16 protein-coding genes are annotated in these 15,717 nt (G+C 64.9%); 10 read left to right on the top strand and 6 right to left on the bottom strand.

All coding sequences use genetic code 11. The features are described 5' to 3' along the window. Positions 1–10: 10 nt before the first annotated feature. The 5 genes from prfA to J3489_RS27280 all read left to right on the top strand — a co-directional run bounded on the left by prfA (position 11) and on the right by J3489_RS27280 (position 4,014). Positions 11–1,093 carry a peptide chain release factor 1 gene (gene prfA, locus J3489_RS27260; RefSeq protein ID WP_207003501.1) on the top strand — a complete coding sequence of 361 codons (1,083 nt, stop codon included), beginning with the start codon at positions 11–13 and terminating at the stop codon, positions 1,091–1,093. Between the two features lie 36 nt (positions 1,094–1,129). Beyond that, positions 1,130–2,002, top strand: a complete 873-nt coding sequence (prmC, locus tag J3489_RS27265) for a peptide chain release factor N(5)-glutamine methyltransferase (RefSeq protein ID WP_207003504.1) — start codon at positions 1,130–1,132, stop codon at positions 2,000–2,002. Positions 2,003–2,137: 135 nt separating this feature from the next. Further along, entirely contained in the window at positions 2,138–2,449 is a 312-nt protein-coding gene (gene grxD, locus J3489_RS27270) for a Grx4 family monothiol glutaredoxin (protein ID WP_207003505.1), read from the top strand. 43 nt (positions 2,450–2,492) lie between these two features. After that, on the top strand, positions 2,493–3,092 hold the full coding sequence (locus J3489_RS27275; protein ID WP_207003507.1) for a UbiX family flavin prenyltransferase: 600 nt from the start codon (positions 2,493–2,495) through the stop codon (positions 3,090–3,092). Between the two features lie 133 nt (positions 3,093–3,225). Continuing rightward, positions 3,226–4,014, top strand: coding sequence for a DODA-type extradiol aromatic ring-opening family dioxygenase (locus J3489_RS27280; RefSeq protein WP_207003509.1), 789 nt, complete (start codon positions 3,226–3,228; stop codon positions 4,012–4,014). 114 nt (positions 4,015–4,128) lie between these two features. Here J3489_RS27280 and J3489_RS27285 read toward each other — a convergent pair whose 3' ends face one another. Then, entirely contained in the window at positions 4,129–5,721 is a 1,593-nt protein-coding gene (locus tag J3489_RS27285) for an APC family permease (protein ID WP_207003511.1), read from the bottom strand. Between the two features lie 453 nt (positions 5,722–6,174). On the opposite strand from J3489_RS27285, the gene J3489_RS27290 reads away from it, so the two are divergent. After that, positions 6,175–6,378, top strand: coding sequence for a cold-shock protein (locus J3489_RS27290; protein ID WP_060858913.1), 204 nt, complete (start codon positions 6,175–6,177; stop codon positions 6,376–6,378). Positions 6,379–6,471: 93 nt separating this feature from the next. Here the strand turns inward: J3489_RS27290 and J3489_RS27295 are convergent, their stop codons facing one another. Continuing rightward, on the bottom strand, positions 6,472–7,722 hold the full coding sequence (locus tag J3489_RS27295; protein ID WP_207003513.1) for an Hsp70 family protein: 1,251 nt from the start codon (positions 7,720–7,722) through the stop codon (positions 6,472–6,474). Between the two features lie 159 nt (positions 7,723–7,881). Between J3489_RS27295 and J3489_RS27300 the strand changes: the two genes are divergently transcribed. Beyond that, the gene (locus J3489_RS27300; RefSeq protein ID WP_242540351.1) at positions 7,882–9,327 is read left to right on the top strand and encodes an MFS transporter; all 1,446 of its coding nucleotides are present in this window, start codon (positions 7,882–7,884) and stop codon (positions 9,325–9,327) included. A 49-nt stretch (positions 9,328–9,376) separates the two neighbouring features. Here J3489_RS27300 and J3489_RS27305 read toward each other — a convergent pair whose 3' ends face one another. After that, positions 9,377–9,970 carry a nitroreductase family protein gene (locus tag J3489_RS27305; RefSeq protein ID WP_207003515.1) on the bottom strand — a complete coding sequence of 198 codons (594 nt, stop codon included), beginning with the start codon at positions 9,968–9,970 and terminating at the stop codon, positions 9,377–9,379. A gap of 261 nt (positions 9,971–10,231) precedes the next feature. On the opposite strand from J3489_RS27305, the gene J3489_RS27310 reads away from it, so the two are divergent. Further along, positions 10,232–10,798 carry a DUF1415 domain-containing protein gene (locus tag J3489_RS27310; protein ID WP_207003517.1) on the top strand — a complete coding sequence of 189 codons (567 nt, stop codon included), beginning with the start codon at positions 10,232–10,234 and terminating at the stop codon, positions 10,796–10,798. A gap of 89 nt (positions 10,799–10,887) precedes the next feature. Here J3489_RS27310 and J3489_RS27315 read toward each other — a convergent pair whose 3' ends face one another. Beyond that, positions 10,888–11,724 carry a class I SAM-dependent methyltransferase gene (locus J3489_RS27315; protein WP_207003519.1) on the bottom strand — a complete coding sequence of 279 codons (837 nt, stop codon included), beginning with the start codon at positions 11,722–11,724 and terminating at the stop codon, positions 10,888–10,890. 421 nt (positions 11,725–12,145) lie between these two features. Between J3489_RS27315 and J3489_RS27320 the strand changes: the two genes are divergently transcribed. Then, a complete protein-coding gene (locus tag J3489_RS27320; protein ID WP_207003520.1) occupies positions 12,146–12,466 on the top strand; it encodes a type II toxin-antitoxin system HicA family toxin in 321 nt (106 codons plus the stop codon). Between the two features lie 94 nt (positions 12,467–12,560). Here J3489_RS27320 and J3489_RS27325 read toward each other — a convergent pair whose 3' ends face one another. Beyond that, positions 12,561–12,773 carry a DUF1059 domain-containing protein gene (locus J3489_RS27325; protein ID WP_207003521.1) on the bottom strand — a complete coding sequence of 71 codons (213 nt, stop codon included), beginning with the start codon at positions 12,771–12,773 and terminating at the stop codon, positions 12,561–12,563. A 303-nt stretch (positions 12,774–13,076) separates the two neighbouring features. Between J3489_RS27325 and J3489_RS27330 the strand changes: the two genes are divergently transcribed. Next, on the top strand, positions 13,077–14,369 hold the full coding sequence (locus J3489_RS27330; RefSeq protein ID WP_207003522.1) for a TIGR03862 family flavoprotein: 1,293 nt from the start codon (positions 13,077–13,079) through the stop codon (positions 14,367–14,369). Between the two features lie 79 nt (positions 14,370–14,448). Here the strand turns inward: J3489_RS27330 and J3489_RS27335 are convergent, their stop codons facing one another. Further along, entirely contained in the window at positions 14,449–15,579 is a 1,131-nt protein-coding gene (locus J3489_RS27335) for a methyltransferase (RefSeq protein ID WP_207003523.1), read from the bottom strand. Positions 15,580–15,717 lie beyond the last annotated feature (138 nt).

Genomic DNA, 15,717 nt, shown 5'->3' on the forward strand with positions numbered 1-15,717 from the left:
GCTCCACACCATGAAAACGAGCATGCAACACAAGCTCGACCAGCTCGCCAACCGGCTGGCCGAACTCAATGACCTGCTAAGCCGCGAAGACGTCACGTCGAACCTCGACCAGTACCGCAAGCTCACGCGCGAGCACGCCGAAATCGGGCCGGTGGTCGAGCATTACGCGCGCTGGCGGCAGGCGCTCACCGATTCGGCGACCGCTCAGGAACTGCTCGCCGATGCTTCGATGCGCGATTTCGCCGAAGAGGAAGTGCGCGGCGCGCGCGAGAAGATGAGCCAGCTCGAAGGCGAGCTGCGCACGATGCTGCTGCCGAAAGATCCCAACGACGACCGCAACATCTTCGTCGAAATCCGCGCGGGCACCGGCGGCGACGAGTCGGCGCTGTTCGCGGGCGATCTGCTGCGCATGTACCTGCGCTATGCCGAGCGCCAGCGCTGGCAGGTCGAGACAATGTCGGAGAGCGCGTCGGACCTCGGCGGCTACAAGGAAGTGATCGTGCGGATCGCGGGCCAGGGCGCGTATTCGCGCCTCAAGTTCGAATCCGGCGGACACCGCGTGCAGCGCGTGCCGGCGACCGAGACGCAAGGCCGCATCCATACGTCGGCGTGCACGGTGGCGGTCATGCCGGAAGCCGACGAGATCGGCGAAGTCGAGATCAATCCGGCAGACCTGCGCATCGATACGTTCCGCGCGTCCGGCGCGGGTGGCCAGCACATCAACAAGACGGACTCGGCGGTGCGCGTCACCCACCTTCCGACGGGGATCGTCGTCGAATGCCAGGACGACCGCTCGCAGCACAAGAACAAGGACCGCGCGCTGAAGGTGCTCGCCGCGCGCATCAAGGACAAGCAATACCACGAGCAGCATGCGAAGGAAGCGGCGACGCGCAAGAGCCTGATCGGCTCGGGCGACCGGTCCGAGCGGATTCGCACCTACAACTTCCCGCAGGGGCGGCTCACCGATCACCGCATCAACCTGACGCTGTACCGGCTCGAAGCGATCATGGACGGCGATCTCGACGAACTGATCGCCGCGCTCGTCAGCGAGCATCAGGCGGAGCTGCTGGCGTCGCTGGGCGACGCCGACTGAGGTCGTGCGACGTCTGCCGGAACAAGGCGCCTGCTTATGAACACCGCCGCCGACTCTGGACTCACGCCGCAAACGGCTGCGTCGTTGCTGCGCGCGTCGGCGCTGCCCGCGCTCGAAGCGCGGATTCTGCTCACGCATGCGCTCGGCTGGCGCCGAACCGAACTGATCACGCGCGGCGACGAGCCGTTGTCCGACGCCGCATGCGCGCAGTATCGAGCGCTCGAAGCGCGTCGCGCGGCAGGTGAGCCGATCGCGCAGATCGTCGGCGCGCGCGAGTTCTTCGGCCTCGAATTCGAAGTGACGCCGCACGTGCTGATTCCGCGGCCGGAGACCGAGCTGCTAGTCGAGACAGCGCTCGCCGCGCTCGACGGCACGGCGGCGCCGCGCGTGCTCGACCTCGGCACGGGGACCGGCGCGATCGCGGTGGCGATTGCGTCAGCGCGGCCCGACGCGCGCGTCTGGGCGCTCGACCGCTCCGCCGAAGCGCTCGCCGTGGCGGCGCGCAATGCCACCAAGCTGCTCGACGCCAAACGCCCCGGCGGTGCGCTGCAGTTGCTGCAAAGCGACTGGTACACGGCGCTCGACCCGGCGCTCTCGTTCGACGCAATCGTCAGCAATCCACCGTATATCCGGCACGGCGACCCGCATCTGACTGAAGGCGACCTGCGCTTCGAACCGCACGGCGCGCTCACCGACGAGGCGGACGGTTTATCGGCGATCCGGATCATCGTGGCCGGCGCGCGCTCGCGCCTCGCGTCACGCGGCCAGTTGTGGATCGAACACGGCTACGACCAGGCCGCCGACGTGCGCGCCCTGCTCGCCGCGCAAGGCTTCGAAAGCGTGCATTCGCGCGCCGACCTTGCTGCCATCGAACGCATCAGCGGCGGCACGTGGATCGACGGCGGATGAACGCCGGCCTGAACGGCGCCGAGGCCCCAGCCCGCGCCATCGCCCGCCGTTGACGCCGGCGCCGCCCTCAGCCCGGCCCGGCGAATTCCGCTATCATTTCGATCTATCTCTACCCCACAAAACGCAAGGCCCCCCATGGACACGCAACAACGCATCAAGCAAATCGTCGGCGAGAACTCCGTCGTGCTCTTCATGAAAGGCAACGCGCAATTCCCGATGTGCGGCTTCTCTGGCCGCGCGGTGCAGATCCTGAAGGCATGCGGCGTCGATCAGTTCAAGACCGTCAACGTCCTCGACGACGAAGACATCCGCCAAGGCATCAAGGAATACTCCAACTGGCCGACCATTCCGCAGCTCTACGTGAAGGGCGAATTCATCGGCGGCTCGGACATCCTGATGGAGATGTATCAGTCCGGCGAGCTGCAGCAATTGTTCGCAGCGGCGTAAAGCCGTCCGCGTCGCTTCACGCTCCCGGCCAGCGGCAAGTTCGATGGAGACCCGCAGCGCGCCGCCGCGCCGGCTGATTGTCGCGATGACCGGCGCCACCGGCGCAATCTACGGCGTGCGACTGCTCGAGACGCTGCGGCGCACGGGCGACGTCGAAACCCACCTGCTGATCTCCGGCGCCGGCTGGCTCAACATCCAGCACGAACTCGGGCTCACCAAGGACGACGTCCATCCGCTCGCCGATGTCGTGCATTCGGTGCGCGACGTGGGGGCAAGCATCGCATCGGGGTCGTTCGCGACCGACGGGATGATCGTCGCGCCCTGTTCGATGAAGACGCTCGCGAGCATCGCGCACGGCCTTTCCGACAACCTCATCGCCCGCGCTGCCGACGTCACGCTCAAGGAGCGCCGGCGCCTCGTGCTGATGGTGCGCGAAACGCCGCTGAACCTCGCGCATCTGCGCAACATGACGGCCGTGACCGAAATGGGCGGCGTCATTTTTCCACCGCTACCCGCGTTCTACAACCGGCCGGCCTCGATCGACGAGATGGTCGATCACACGGTCGCCCGGGTGCTCGATATGTTCGCAATCGGCACGCCGCCCGCGCCGGTCTGGCAGGGAATGCGCGGCGTCGACGGCTGAAGCGCGGACGCCGCCGATTACCAACAGCGGCGACGCAATCAATTCCGCCTGAGCCGGTTTATCAAGCAGCAATACGCGCCTATATTCGAAGCAACCTCACTTTCCGCATCGCGCTCGACGCGATGTTGCCCAAATGTCCCGCCTTCCTTCCGTCTACCTGTCCCACGGCGCGCCGACGCTGCCGATCGATCCGTCGCTGCCGTCCGCTGAATTTGCATTGCTGGCCGAGCGTTTGCCGCGTCCGCGCACAATCCTGATGCTGTCGGCGCACTGGGGGACTGCGGCCCCCGTCGCCAGCACCGCCGAAAAGCCCGAGACGATCCACGACTTCTACGGCTTTCCGCGCGCGCTGTACGAATTCCAGTATCCGGCGCCCGGTGCGCCAGAGGTGGCGCGGCAAGCGGTTGCACTGCTCGCCGAAGCGGGAATCGCAGCCCGCACTGAAGCCCGCGGTCTCGACCACGGCGCATGGGTGCCGATGCTGCTGATGTTTCCGCACGCGGACGTGCCCGTCGCGCAGTTGTCGATCCAGCCGCGCATGAATGCGGCTCATCACTACAAGATCGGGCGCGCGCTGCGTCCGCTGCGCGATAGCGGCGTGATGGTAATCGGCTCCGGCCAGATCACGCACAACCTGCGCGCGGTCGACTTTTCCGCCCGGCCGGAAGACGCCGATCCGCGTGTCGCCGAGTTCACCGATTGGTTCGAAGCGCGGCTCGCCGCGCGCGATGTCGATGCACTGCTCGACTATCGGCGGCAAGCGCCGCACGCGGTGCTCATGCATCCGACCGACGAGCATCTGCTGCCGGTGTTCTCCGCGCTTGGCGCGGCCGACGACGACTACACGCTTGATAGGCAGTCGCTTGGCACCTACCAGCGCTCGCTGGCGATGACGAACTACGTGTTCGGCAGCGCGAATTAAAAGCGCCCAGGCCGCACTGACGCGACCGACGAAACGGCAAGCGTCAAGAAAAAGCCCGCCTGATTGCTCAGGCGGGCTTTCACATCAAGCAGGTGGAACCCAGCGACCCACCGCTCAAGCGCCGATCCCCTCGAGAATCTCATCGTGCGATTCGCGCTCGCTCAGATACTCGGTGCGATAGCCCGAGCTCACGCCCCAGAAGTAGAAGCCGAGCGCCACAATGGCCACGACCAGCATGTCCCAGCCGTACGGCAGCACGCCCATGCCGCCGAACTGATGGCTGCCGATCAGGGACAGGATCGCCATCGCCGGCAGGTAGGCCACGAGCCACCATGCAGCCTTCAGATCACGACCCCAGCCTGCCCAGCCCGACTTGCCCTGAAAGTAAAAGTACACCGGCAGCGCGACGATCATCAGCAGAATGATTTCGCCGGTCAGCGGCCACTTCGCCCAGTACAGCACGAGCGACGCGCAGACGAACGCGAACGGCGCGATCACCTTCATGCCCGGTACGGTGAGCGGACGCTCGAGGTCCGTTGCCGCGCGGCGCAGCGCCATCAGCGCGATCGGGCCGGTGAGGTAGGAAATCACCGTCGCGACCGAGATCACCGCCGCGAGCGAGCTCCAGCCGCGAAAGAAGAACAGGAAGATGAACGAGACGATCAGGTTGAACCACATCGCATTGCGAGGCACGCCGTAGAACGGGTGCACGTTGCCGAACATCTTCGGCATCGTGTTGTTGCGCTCCATCGCGTAGATCATGCGCGTGGTCGTCGCCATGTAGGTCGTGCCGGTGCCGCTCGGGCTCACGAACGCGTCGATGTAGAGCAGGATCGCCAGCCAGTTCAGGTTCAGCGCAAGCGCCAGTTCCGCGAACGGCGACTTGAAGTTGAAGTGGTTCCAGCCCTTCATCACGTCGCCGGGGCTCACCGCGCCGATATACGCCACTTGCAGCAGCACGTAGATCACGAGTGCAAGCAGGATCGAGCCGATCACGGCGAACGGCACGCTCTTGGCCGGATTGCGCGCTTCACCGGCCAGGTTGATCGGGCTCTGGAAGCCGTTGAAGCTGAACACGATGCCGCTCGTCGCGACCGCGGTCAGCACCGACGACCAGCCGTACGGAGCGAAATTGCTCGACGTGCCGAAGTTGTCCGAATGGAAACCCGTGAGCAGCAGGCCGAGGATCGTCGCGCCGGGGATGATGAACTTGAACACGGTGATCGCCGAGTTGGCGCGCGCGAACACCTTGACGCCCCAGTAGTTCAACAGGAAGTAGATCACCACGAGCACGGCGGAGAGCAACAGACCGTTTGTGGTTAGCGAGCCGTTGACGAAGAGCTCGTGCGCCCATTCGTAGGGCCAGGTGCTCATGTACTGAATCGACGCTTCGGCTTCGATCGGAATCACCGACACGATCGCGATCCAGTTCGCCCACGCGCTGATGAAACCGACCAGCGCGCCGTGCGAGTAGCGCGCGTAGCGCACCATACCGCCGGATTCCGGGAACATCGCACCGAGTTCGGCATACGTCAGAGCAATCGCGAGAATCACGACAGCGCCGATCACCCATGCGCAAACCGCCGCAGGACCGGCGATTTTGGCTGCCTTCCATGCGCCGAAGAGCCAGCCCGATCCGATGATCGAACCCAGGCCTGTCAGCATCAGTGCAATCGGCCCAACGTTCCGTTGAATAGAACTTTTCACGACTTCTCCTTCCGATATCTCAAAAGGCATGGTCAGTGCGGCAGTGCATAAGACTCCGTGCACGGCGCGCTTACCGCCACGCGTTCTGTGAAGGCCGATGTGCCACTCGGTGCAACCGGCCACGCGGCGCGTAGTTTAACGGTTGCAACCGCCGAATGGCGCCAAAATGGTTCAGTCACTACAAAAAAACAGCCGGCTTGCAAGATTTGTAAGCGTTATGCCCGCCATATATTCTTAACGCTTTCGAAAAGCCCCCCAAGCTTGTCGGGATTGGGTTGACCTTTCATGACTTTCGCCTTATAAAGTCCGGGCAGGATTTCAAGTGGCGAGTGAATTGGTCTTTCGTAGTTTCGCCCCATCAACGGTACTCCGGTTGGTCTATTACCCTTCCTTGATTTTCGTGCGCTCCCCAAGGCTTCGGCCTTTTTTACCCATTGTTTAGGAAAAAGTAATATGGAAACCGGTACCGTCAAGTGGTTCAATGACGCAAAGGGCTTTGGCTTCATCACCCCGGACGGCGGCGGCGAAGATCTGTTCGCGCATTTCTCCGAAATCCGCACGGAAGGCTTCAAGACGCTGCAAGAAAACCAGAAAGTGACGTTCGAAGTGAAGACTGGCCCGAAGGGCAAGCAAGCTGCGAACATCAAGCCGGCGTAAGCCAGCCCAGCCTTAACAGGATGCTGAAAAGCCCCGCAAATGCGGGGCTTTTTTATTTGTCCGACGAGAGAGCCAGGCCAGCGTGAAAACGCGTCAGTGAAAAATGCGCTGGGCGTGAATTCCAAGGCCGGTCGCCACGCTGGCAAGGCGGTCGCCGAATACCGGCTTCGCCCCGGGAAACGCTCCGGCCAAGGCGTTCGACAGGAACGCCAGCCCAGTCGAGCCGCCCGTGAAATAGATCGCACCGACATCGCGCGGCGCGATGCCCGCGGCCTGCACGGTATCGCGCGCGGCTTGGACGATGCGCTGCGCTTCGTCGATGCCGGCTTCGATCAGTTGCGCTTCATCGAACGCGAGCCGCAGGTCTTCCTCCACCGCCTCCAGGTCGATCAGCGTCTGGCCGCCGGCCGCCACGCCGATCTTCGCCTCTTCCGCCCGCGCCGCCATCGCGTGGCCAAGGCGCCGCTCGACGACGCGCATCAGGCGGTCATGCTGCCGCACATCGGTGTAAAGATGCCGCATCAGCTTCAATTCGCTCACGCGCTTCGGCCCGTAGACCGTGTTGATCAAATGCCAGGTCGCGAGGTCGAAATAGATGCGGTTCGGCAATTCGCGTCCTTCCGGATCGAGCGAGCGGTAGCCGAGTTCGCGCAGGATCGTCGTCAGTTCGACGCGCCGGTCGAAGTCCGTCCCGGCCACGTGCACGCCGTGATGCGCGAGCACGTCGTCCTTGCGCTCAATTCGTTTCATGCGCTCGGGACCGACTCGCACGAGCGAAAAGTCCGACGTACCGCCGCCGATATCGGCGACCAGCACGAGCCCTTCTTCGGTGAGCCGCGATTCGTAGTCGAACGCGGCGGCAATCGGCTCGTACTGGAAGTGGATGTCCGTGAGCCCGACCGAGCGCGCCGCTCTTTCGAGCTGCCGCTGCGCGAGGGAATCGGCGCGCGGATCGTCGTCGACGAAGAACACCGGACGGCCGAGCACGGCCTGCTCGATGGGCGCGCCGGCAAACGCCTCCGCCTTGCCCTTCAGGTGATCGACGAAGATCGCGATCACGTCGGTGTATTTGATCGCGGAGCCGTCGCCGAGGTCGGTCGTGGTTTCGGCGAGCGCCGAGCCGAGGATGCTTTTCATCGAGCGCATCAGGCGGCCGTCGAAGCCGTCGATATACGCTTCCAGCGCGGCGCGGCCGAATTCGCGCGTGTGTTCGTCGGTGTTGAAAAATACGGCGGTGGGCAGCGTCGTGTAGTCGCCCTCGACCGGTGCAAGCCGCACACCGCCGCCGATGGGCAGCGCGACGGCCGAGTTCGAGGTGCCGAAGTCAATCGCGCAATAAGTCATGGCTTAAATCGCATCACGCTTGGCGCGAACAATTGAGGACCGGTTTTTTATCATAAAAGCACCGCCGCCATCAACCCGGGGGCACCCGCCGTCACGCGCGTGAACGGCGAGGAACGCAGTTTGCTGGCGCGCACTTTGCAACCGGATAAAGGACCCATTTTGCACCCGCCGCCCGACATCGTCGAAACCGATCTGCCCTCCCGTCTCGACCGCCTGCCATGGGGACGCTTTCACACGCTGATCGTCGTCGCACTCGGCGTCACGTGGTTGCTGGACGGGCTCGAAGTCACGCTTGCAGGCGCGGTGGCGAGCGCGCTCAAGACGAGCCCGGCGCTGCATTTTTCCAACGCCGATGTCGGCATTGCAAGCAGCGCCTACATCGCGGGCGCTGTCCTCGGCGCGCTCTTCTTCGGTTGGCTCACCGATCGCCTCGGACGCCGCAAGCTCTTCTTCGTCACGCTGAGCCTGTACCTGGTGGCGACGGCGGCAACCGCGACCTCGTGGAATCTCGCGAGCTTCATCGTGTTCCGCTTCTTGACGGGCGCCGGCATCGGCGGCGAATACGCGGCGATCAACTCGACGATCCAGGAATTCACGCCGGCCCGCGTGCGCGGCTGGACCGATCTCGCCATCAACGGCACGTTCTGGGTCGGCGCGGCGCTTGGCGCAGGCGGGTCGATCGTGCTGCTCGATCCGCACGTGCTGCCCGGCGATTGGGGCTGGCGCGCGTGCTTCTTGATCGGCGCGGCGCTCGCGCTCGTCATCGTGCCGATGCGGATGTGGATACCGGAGAGCCCTCGATGGCTGCTGACGCACAATCAGCCGGGACCAGCGAGCCACATCGTCGAAGCGATCGAAGCGCGGTTTCGCCGAGCCGGCCACGTGCTGAGCGATGAAAGCGTGCGCGTGCTGCGGTTGCGCGAACGCAAAGGCACGCCGCTGCGCGAGGTGCTGCATGCGCTTTTCGTGCTGCACCGGCGGCGCTCGTTCGTCGGATTCTCGCTGATGACGGCCCAAGCGTTCTTCTACAACGCGATCTTCTTCACCTATGCGCTCGTGCTCACCGAGTTCTATCGCGTGCCGGGCGACCATGTCGGCTGGTATTTGCTGCCGTTCGCCCTCGGCAATTTCCTTGGGCCGCTCGTGCTCGGTCATGCCTTCGATTCAATCGGACGCCGCGCCATGATCGCGTTCACGTACGCGATTTCGGGCGTCCTGCTGATCGCCTGCGGGTACTTGTTCGAGCGCGGTTGGCTCACCGTCGTCGAGCAGACAGTTGCGTGGATGGTGATTTTCTTCTTCGCGTCGGCGGCGGCGAGCTCCGCGTATCTCACCGTCAGCGAATCGTTCCCGCTCGAAATCCGCGCGCTCGCGATCGCGGTGTTCTACGCGTTCGGCACGGGTCTCGGCGGTATCGCCGGGCCGGCGTTCTTCGGGCGCCTCATCGATACGCATCAAGCCAGCAAAGTGTTCTCCGGCTATCTGGTCGGCGCGGCGCTGATGATCGCCGCGGCGCTCGTCGCGGCGGTCTGGGGCATCAACGCCGAGCGCAAGCCGCTCGAGCATGTCGCCCTGCCGTTATCGGCGGTCGGCGACGATCAATAGGAGTCGCAGCGTTGCGTCGTGGCAAACGTTGTGACGAAAGTGCCGCGAATCAGAACGCCTTCTTCCACGCCCCCGCGTAGGCGATCTCACCGAGCGGCAAGCGCGTGCGCGGCGCCTTCTCGCGATCGCGCAGCGCCGGATCGAGTTTTTCCGCGTCGCCGTGGTGGCCGATCGAAATAAACGCGATCGCTTCGACGTCGTCCGGCAGCGCGAACGCCTCATGGAACGCCTTCTGGTCGAAGCCGCTCATCTGATGCGCGGCGAGACCCAGCGCGTGAGCCTGCAGCACCAGCGAGAACCCCGCTGCGCCCGCGTCATACGGCGCGACGCGGTTCACCTCGCCCTTCGCGTTCAGCGTGTGCGCCGTCACCGCGATGAGCACCGGCGCGTTGGCGTTCCAGCCCTGGTTGAACGGCACGAGCGTCGCGAAAGCGCGCTTGAACGCGGCTTCGTCGACGCTGCGGTCGAACACGATGAAGCGCCACGGCTGAATGTTGTAGCCCGACGGCGCCCAGCGCGCCGCCTCGAGCACGGACTGCAGTTGCTCGCGGCTGATCGGTTCGCTCGAATACGCGCGCGGGCTCCAGCGGCCGGCGATCAGTTCGTGAATCGGAGTTTCGGTCGGTGCGGGTTTCTTGGACATGAGCTTCTCTTGGTCGAGTTCGGAACACGGCGGCCAGCGCCCGGCCGCATAGCATAACCGTCCTGACCAAAGCGTGCCGAGCGCGGCCAGCGCCGTCGGGCGCACGCCGAAGCGCTGCATCGCCGTGGCCAGCAACATATCTAGGGGTTTACCCTGCGACGCGAACGGCTATCCGCGACGAAGGACTGAAGCGTCTCTTGCACGAAGCGAGGCGCATCGCATCGCGCTTAGAATGCAAGCTTTCGATTTACTCAAGGCATCATGCCGACGTCGACCGATTCCCACGACACCATCCTCGCCGCCACGCGCCACTGGCTGACGCGCGCGGTCATTGGGCTGAACTTGTGCCCGTTCGCGAAGGCCGTGCACGTGAAGAATCAGATCCGCTACGCGATCAGCGAAGCGACCGGCATGGAAGGCGTGTTGACGGACCTCGAAGCCGAGTTGAACGCGCTGGCGAACGCCGATCCCGAGCAGATCGACACGACGCTCGTCGTCTTTCCGCGCACGCTCGCGGACTTTCTCGACTTCAACGACTGCCTGTTCCTTGCGGAGCGCTTGCTCACGCAGATGCGGCTCGAGGGCATCCTGCAGATCGCGAGCTTCCATCCCCAGTACCAGTTCGAAGGCAGCGAGCCCGACGACATCGAGAACTACACGAACCGCGCGCCGTATCCGATCCTGCATCTGCTGCGCGAGTCGAGCATCGCGCGCGCGGTCGATGCGTTTCCCGACGCCGCCGAGATCTACGAACGCAATCAGGAAACGCTGCGCCGCCTGGGCCACGAAGGCTGGCGGGCATGGATGAGCGAGCGGCGCGACGCATGAGAACGTGAACGGGCGAGCGCGTGATACGTCACGCGCTCGCATGCGGCGCCCCGACGAATCCGCCGCGAATGCGCCCAAATCCGCCAAGCTCAAGCCGGGGTGAAAAAGCGCTCGTGCAACTCCTCGAGGCCGAGCGTGCCGAGCACTTCGCCTAGCCGCTCCGCCGGACGCCGCCGCGGCAAGTCCTTGTACTGCGCGATGATGAGCTCGTTCTTCATCGAGTGTTCCCAGCCGACGAGTTCCGTCACGCTCACCTGATAGCCGTGCGCTTCGAGCTGCAGGCAGCGCAGCACGTTCGTGATCTGGCTGCCGAATTCGCGCGTATGCAGCGGGTGGCGCCAGATTTCCGCGAGCGCATTGCCGAGCGACTTCCCTTTGTTCTTGCGCAGCACGCCCGCGACTTCTGCCTGGCAGCACGGCACGAGCACGATGAACTGCGCGTGCTTTTCGAGCGCGAAGCGGATCGCGTCGTCGGTTGCGGTATTGCACGCGTGCAGCGCCGTGACGATATCGATGCTCGCCGGCAGGCGATCCGAAGCGATCGATTCCGCCACCGACAAGTTCAAAAACGACATCCCCTCGAACCCGAGCCGCGCCGCCAGCTCGGCCGACTTCGCGACCAGTTCCTCGCGCGTCTCGATTCCATAGATGTGCGAAGCGCCGTCGCCGGGCTGCTCCTTGAAGAACAGGTCGTAGAGGATGAAGCCCAGGTAAGACTTGCCTGCGCCGTGGTCGACAAGGCAAACGTGTCCCTGCTTTTGCCGGACCTCCGCGAGCAGCGGCTCGATGAACTGGAACAGGTGGTAGACCTGCTTGAGCTTGCGGCGGCTGTCCTGATTCATCTTGCCGTCGCGCGTCAGGATATGCAGTTCCTTCAGCAGCTCGATCGACTGGTTCGGGCGGATTTCGTGGATTTTGTCGGACATCGTGAAGGCGCTTGACGGCAAGTCGCACCTATACGTGCGACAGCCTACAGAAGAACGGAAGTAATCGCGTCAGTTTACCGAAAAGAGCGCTGGGCGACGCTTCGTACCCGCGTGCGACCGCGATGGACAGCATGGAATGCTTCATGCGTCTCGTTCGCGCAGCCTGTCGCACGCACCGACGAGGCCCGCTCGGAACTCAAGACATGGGAAACAACACGGGGAACGTCGCGGCAAAGCGGTGCCACGCGGGAAAGCGCACCATGGCACGATGCCCGCGACGAACTCGATCGTATCGGAGGTGCGCGATCAGCGCCGTAACACGGTGGCGAAACACGGCCGCGCACGTTACGTCACTCGATCGTGCGTGGCGCGGCGCGCTTGATCGCCGCCTCAGACCCAAGTTGACGAAAGGACGACAGCGATGGCTACGATACCTAACGGAGACGCGGAGCAACAGTTTCAGGAGATGCTCGCCAAACTGCTGGCGACACCGTCCTGGTCCGAAAAGCAGCAACTCGAACTCGAAATGGCGCGCGACATTTCGGTCGAGATGCTACGGATTGCCGAACTGATGCGCGACGGAGACGCCGGGCTCGAAAACTGCCTCACATTGCTCAAGTACGCGAAGGTGATGGACTTCATATTGACGACGCTCGCGTCGAGACGCGAGATCAAACCGCAGACGCTACGCGTCATCTTCAAGCTGGCCGGGCTCAAGGTGGACGAGGCTTACCCCGGCTGAACGCGGGCACGCGCAGGTCCGCTGCTGCACGGGACCTGCGCTTTCACGACAGTTGGCCTCACGGCGGCCTCTTGGCGGCGTCCCGCGGCGCGCCTCAGGCGTGGCGCGGGGCGTCGACGGGCGGCGTGCCGTCCTTGAAGAGCGTCTTGAGTTGCGCACGCAACTCAGGCGAATCGACATGCTTGTGTACCACAACCGCGTGCTGCACCGCGGCCTCGAGCAATTCGCCTTCCGAATCCGCCGATAGCGCGACCGAGCACCCTATATCGCTTGGGAATTCGCGGCAGTCAATGTACTTGCGGGTCATGATGCCTCCCGCCGGGCCGCCCCAAGGGAGGCATCCGCCCCCTCGGGGGGAGCTTTGCATGGGACCGGAGTAAGCGCTAAAGCGCTAACTCCGGTCGACAGCGAACGAATGTGAGCGTGGGGGTGGTTCATGTCGTCTCCTGATGATCGAAAAGGGTATTGAAAGAGTATAGGGCCCGGATTGCGGACTCAAAGGCTGCGATGTGACAATAGCGGCCCCGCCTGCCGGCTCCCGTGCGCGATCAATTGGCTTATCGGCAACGCGCGCCTCAGACGGCCCAACTTGGTTCCCGATCCGCACCGCATGCCCGATCAACACCACGAATCTCCTTCGACCGCTTTCGTCGCCGTCGTCGGCGCCGGCCCTGCCGGGCTGATGGCCGCCGAGGTCTTGTCGCGCGCAGGCGTGCGCGTCGACGTCTTCGACGCGATGCCGTCGGCCGGACGCAAGTTCCTGCTGGCCGGCATCGGCGGGATGAACATCACGCATTCGGAACCGCTCGACGCGTTCGTCGGACGCTATGGCGCACGGCGCGAAACGCTCGCGCCGCTCATCGGCCGCCTCGGTCCCGAGGCGCTGCGCGAATGGGTGCACGGGCTTGGGATCGGGACGTTTGTCGGCAGCTCGGGCCGCGTATTTCCGACCGGGATGAAAGCGGCGCCGTTGCTGCGGGCGTGGCTGCGTCGGCTGCGCGAGGCGGGCGTGCGGCTGCACATGCGGCACCGGTGGGTCGGCTGGAACGGTTCGACTGATGCGCTTCACGCGCTGCGCTTCGAGACGCCCGAAGGCGAGCGTGTCGTGCTAGCCGATGCCGTCGTGCTCGCCACAGGCGGCGGGAGCTGGCCGCGCCTCGGCTCCGACGGCACGTGGGTGCCGCTCCTGGCAGCGCGCGGCGTGGAAGTGGCGCCGCTCAAGCCGTCGAATTGCGGGTTCGACGCGAACTGGAGCGCGTTCTTTCAGGAACGCTTCGCAGGGCAGCCGGTGAAATCGGTTGCGATCGGCGTCGCGTGCAGCGAGGACGGCGCCGCACCGCCATTCCGCCAAGGCGAGTTCGTGGTCACGCAGACGGGCATCGAAGGCAGTCTCGTCTACGCGCTGTCGGCGCCGATCCGCGATGCGATCGAGGCTGACGGCGCGGCGACGATATGGCTCGACCTCGCGCCGGGCTGGAGCGCGCAACGCGTCGCCGAAGCGCTCATGCGCCCGCGCGGCGCGCGCTCGATGTCGAGCCATCTGCAAAGCAAGCTGCACATCACGGGCGTGAAGCTCGGGTTGCTGCGCGAGTGCCTGTCAAAAGACGAGTTCGCGGATCTCGCGCGGCTCGCCCTCGCGATCAAGGCGCTGCCGCTGCGGCTCACGGGCGTTCGGCCGATCGACGAGGCGATCAGCAGCGCGGGCGGCGTCGCGTTCGAAGCGCTCGACGAGGACCTGATGGCCGAGCGCCTGCCCGGCGTGTTCTGCGCGGGCGAGATGCTCGATTGGGAAGCGCCGACCGGCGGGTACCTGCTGACCGCGTGTTTTGCGAGCGGCGCGGCGGCTGGGCGGGGCGTGCTCGAGTATCTGGCGCGGGGGTCGCGCGACCGATCGGATTCGTGAGCGGCGGCGCGCTGCGCGGGCGATTCGCCTCGTTCGCGCCGGCAGCGCAGCCCTTGCGCGGCGCCGCGCGACAATCACATCACTTCGCTTTCAGTCGCCACAGCGACGTCACTTCAGCGACACGCGCCTGATAGAGCGGATCGCTCGCATCCGAAGCCTTCGGATGCTTCGGCTTGGTGTCGTCGCGGCCCGCGACTTGCAAACCAGCCGCATCGACCATCCCAAGCAGCGCGTCGCGCGAGCGCAAGCCAAGATGCTCCGCAAAATCCGACATGATCAGCCAGCCCTCGCCATGCGGCTCGAGATGCGCCGCGAGGCCATCGAGAAAGCCGCGCAGCATGCGGCTGTCCGGGTCGTAGACGGCCCGTTCGATCGGTGAGCTCGGCCGCGCGGGCAGCCACGGCGGATTGCAGATGACGAGCGGCGCGCGGCCGTCCGGAAAGAGATCGGCCTCGATGACGTCGACTTGAGACTGGAGGCCGAGCCGCGTGAGGTTCTCGCGAGCACAAGCGAGCGCGCGAGAGTCCTGGTCGGTCGCGACGATGCGCTTCACGCCGCGCTTGGCGAGCACGGCGGCAAGCACGCCGGTGCCCGTGCCGATATCGAACGCGAGCGCTTGCGAAGGCAACGGCGCCTTGGCGACCAAGTCGACATATTCGCCGCGCACCGGCGAAAACACGCCGTAGTGCGGGTGAATGCGCTCGCCATCGAGCGCCGGAATCTCGACGCCCTTCTTGCGCCACTCATGCGCGCCGATCAAACCGAGCAGCTCTCTTAGCGATACGACCGAGGGCTCTTCGCCTGCGCCATACGCTTCCGAGCACGCATCGCGCACATCCGGCGCGCGGCGCAGATCGATCGAGTAATCCGCTTCGAGCGGAATCAGCAGCATGCCGAGCGTGCGTGCGCGTTGCGACTGTGCCTGGCGGTGGAGATTGAACGCGTCGAGCGCAGAGGCGGCGGCTTTGCGCGGCTTGCGGTCGGCGCGGCGGGACATCGCCTGCAGCAACTGGCGCGCGTTCTGAAAGTCGCCGCGCCAGAGCAGCGCGATGCCTTCGCAGGCTTGGCGGTAGGCGGCGTCGGCCGTGGTGCGGTCGTCGCCGATCGTCACGCGCTTCGGCGGCGGATTACCGGCCTCGGATCGCCAGCGGGCGGTGTGGGTGGTGCCGGCGGCGGGGTCGGTCCAGGTAAGGAGGGGAAAGTCGGTCACGGATTGGGGGTCGAGGTGAGGTAAGGCGCGCGGTGCCGGAATGGCCGGGGGTCGCGCGCCGTTCGCCGACACGATACCCGGTTTTGCAAAGGAGGCGAAAAAATTAGCGAGTCCAAAAAACCTCCGCAAGATCCTCAA

The organism is Trinickia mobilis (genome assembly GCF_017315705.1).
Classification (GTDB): Bacteria; Pseudomonadota; Gammaproteobacteria; order Burkholderiales; family Burkholderiaceae; genus Trinickia_A; species Trinickia_A mobilis.